Raw genomic sequence first — 2,526 nt, 5'->3', positions numbered from 1 at the left:
CAAACCGGGATGGAAATAAAAGTTATTAAAATCAATACAATGTGAAAATGCAATGAGCATAAGCGTGTAACGTAGGTTTACTGTCTCATACAACAAACCCACCAATAATTCAAGACGTCCTCCACGGGGCGCTTACCCTTTAACCAGGTGTTTGACGCCGCGCCCACCCAGTGGGACAAGGTGGTCACCCTGGTGCCGTCCACCGGCAAGGAGAACATCTACGCCTGGTTAAGCCGCTTCCCGCGGATGCGCAAATGGATAGGCGACAAGCAGGTCAAGGCGCTGGCAGCGTCAACCTATACCCTGGTCAATGATGACTATGAGGCCACGGTGGAAGTGGACCGCAACGACATCCAGGATGACCAGCTGGATGTTTACCAGCCCCAGGCGCAGGATGCGGGCTTTGCCGCCAAACAATGGCCGGACGAGATGGTGTTTGAGCTGCTGAATAAAGGCTTTAGCGAAAAAGGCTATGACGGCCAGCCGTTTTTCAGCGACACGCACAGTATGGGCAAAACCACCTACTCCAATCTCGGCAAAAAACCGTTATTGGCGTCGTCGCTGGCCGAGGCGCAGGCATCCTACGGCGAGGCGCGCAAGCAGCTGCGTCAGATGAAGGACGAAGAGGGATGGCCGCTGAATATCATGCCCAATCTGCTGGTTGTGTCGCCGGCGCTCGACGATGTGGCACGTACCCTTATCACCGCCGAACGTCTGGATGATGGCAAGGCCAATATCTACAAAGGCACCGCCGAGGTGCTGGTCGTGCCCTGGCTGACATCGGACAGCGCCTGGTTCCTGATGGATACCAGCCGCCCGCTAAAGCCGCTGATTTTCCAGCAGCGCCAGGCCCCGCTGTTTGTCACCATGACCGATATCAACAGCCCTGACGTGTTTATGCGCAAGCAGTTCAAGTTTGGCGCAGAGGCGCGCGGTCAGGCCGGGTTTGGCTTCTGGCAGATGGATGGCCTACGGCTCGACGGGCAAATAAGCGTGTACGCGAGCCTTGAGGACATGGTGTTGCGCTTCGGAGAGCGGGAGGTGCGCATCCTGACCGACCGCGACAACACCGGCAAGATTGATGACGCGGTGCTGGCAGGCGGGTTGCAGGCGGCTGCCGATGAGATTAACGGCTATATCGGCGGGCGCTATACCCTGCCGCTGCCGGTGGTGCCCTCCAACCTGCGTGGCATCGCCTGCGATATTGCCCGCTACCGTCTCACGGGCACTGAGCGGGTGTGCACCGATGAAATCCGTGACCACTACCGCGATGCCATCCGCTATCTGGAAAACGTTGCCAATGGTCGGGTCACGCTGGCCACCACACAAAGCGGTGGGACACTGCAGGGTAACGCCGGGGCGGCGTTCTTTTCCGGGCGCCGCATCTGGGGACGCAACCAGACCGGCGGAGGGGGATTTTAATGATAAGCGAGATTGAAAACGCCATGATGGCACGGCTTAAAGAGGGGCTGGGTCGCATGGTGTATAGCGTGGGCAGCTATGGAGGTGAGCTGGACGATGTGGGGACTATCGCCCGCCTGCTGGGTGACCTTTCTTGGCGTGCAGCAGACCCGCCCGGTCAGTACCCATAAACACCGTTTTTACACCACCGGGCGTTTTTCGGTGCTGCTGGCGGCCTGTTCGGTGCGTGAGGAAGCCGCCCGGCGCAAGGGCGGCCCGGCGCGTGACGAAGTGGGCTGCAACCGGCTGATTCGCGCCGTGCGGCGTTTAATGAGCCGTCAGGATATGGGGTTGCCTTATCGAGCCATTGCTGCCGGGCCGAGTACGTTCGCTGTTTAGCACCCGCCTGAACAGTGATGCCCTGGCTGCCTATGCCTGCGAGTTCGACACGGTCTGGGTTGAAGAGGCGCTGGATAACGGCCGCTGGCCTGCGCCGGAAAGCGACAATGACCCTGACCGGCTGTTTGCTGACTATCAGGGGCGACTGGATAGGCCGTGGCCGATGCATGAGCGCACCGGGCTGGCGTATCACCTTGAGGGTCAACCAACAGTTGCCTCGCAGGATATCGTGACCACAAGGGCAAAAGACCATGATTGACGTGATGGTCTGCATGTGCCGAATACCGTCTACTATCATCGTCGCCTGGCCGAAGGTGAACTGCCGCTGGACACCGACGGGCTGACGCCGGTAAATGTGTTCAGCGATGAGGACGCCGCCAGTCTGTTTGGTCGTAAGCGTACGCCTAGCGCCGTCTGTTAATTCCCCATCAAGTTATTGAAGATGATGTCCATTATTTTTTTAATGGGCGCAATTCATGAAACAAACCCCACCAAAACCCTCAAGACGTCGTCCCAATTTCTCGCTGGACTTTGACATTAAGCTGGTTGAGCAGGCGCTCCAGCCCGGCATATCCATTACCAAGCTGGCACGGGATAACGGTATCAATGACCATTTGCTGTTCAACTGGCGCCAGCTCTACCGTCAGGGCAAGTTCGGTGTCCAACCTAAAATCCCCACTACACAGCAGGCTGAGCTACTGGCGGTTACACTCACCGCCGAACCAT

6 protein-coding genes are annotated in these 2,526 nt (G+C 58.1%); all 6 read left to right on the top strand.

Features of this window, described 5'->3' with window-relative positions:
- Window positions 1–147 precede the first annotated feature (147 nt).
- On the top strand, window positions 148–1,422 hold the full coding sequence (locus ACMX3H_RS19050) for a Mu-like prophage major head subunit gpT family protein (protein ID WP_415211900.1): 1,275 nt from the start codon (window positions 148–150) through the stop codon (window positions 1,420–1,422).
- The gene (locus tag ACMX3H_RS19045; RefSeq protein WP_415211899.1) at window positions 1,422–1,592 is read left to right on the top strand and encodes a phage protein Gp37; all 171 of its coding nucleotides are present in this window, start codon (window positions 1,422–1,424) and stop codon (window positions 1,590–1,592) included. Before ACMX3H_RS19050 ends, ACMX3H_RS19045 begins: the two co-directional genes overlap by 1 nt.
- A complete protein-coding gene (locus ACMX3H_RS19040) occupies window positions 1,561–1,800 on the top strand; it encodes a phage protein Gp37 (RefSeq protein ID WP_415211898.1) in 240 nt (79 codons plus the stop codon). The genes ACMX3H_RS19045 and ACMX3H_RS19040 overlap by 32 nt, the downstream gene beginning before the upstream one ends.
- Window positions 1,769–2,059: a phage protein Gp37 gene (locus tag ACMX3H_RS19035; RefSeq protein WP_415211897.1), complete on the top strand. Its 291-nt coding sequence runs from the start codon at window positions 1,769–1,771 to the stop codon at window positions 2,057–2,059. Before ACMX3H_RS19040 ends, ACMX3H_RS19035 begins: the two co-directional genes overlap by 32 nt.
- Window positions 2,060–2,074: 15 nt before the next feature.
- Window positions 2,075–2,221: a hypothetical protein gene (locus ACMX3H_RS19030; protein ID WP_415211896.1), complete on the top strand. Its 147-nt coding sequence runs from the start codon at window positions 2,075–2,077 to the stop codon at window positions 2,219–2,221.
- A 55-nt stretch (window positions 2,222–2,276) separates the two neighbouring features.
- On the top strand, window positions 2,277–2,526 hold a 250-nt coding region (locus ACMX3H_RS19025), incomplete at its 3' end, for a transposase (protein WP_415211895.1).

The organism is Sodalis sp. (in: enterobacteria), assembly GCF_047607725.1.
GTDB lineage: Bacteria > Pseudomonadota > Gammaproteobacteria > Enterobacterales > Enterobacteriaceae > JBLKSS01.
Note: the sequence above shows the minus strand (reverse complement) of the source record. Positions and strands in the feature narration are given on the sequence as shown.

Excerpts from the sequence above, each read along its gene's own strand:
- ACMX3H_RS19045 (WP_415211899.1), top strand. The coding sequence starts at position 1,422 with ATGATAAGCGAGATTGAAAACGCCATGATGGCACGGCTTAAAGAGGGG.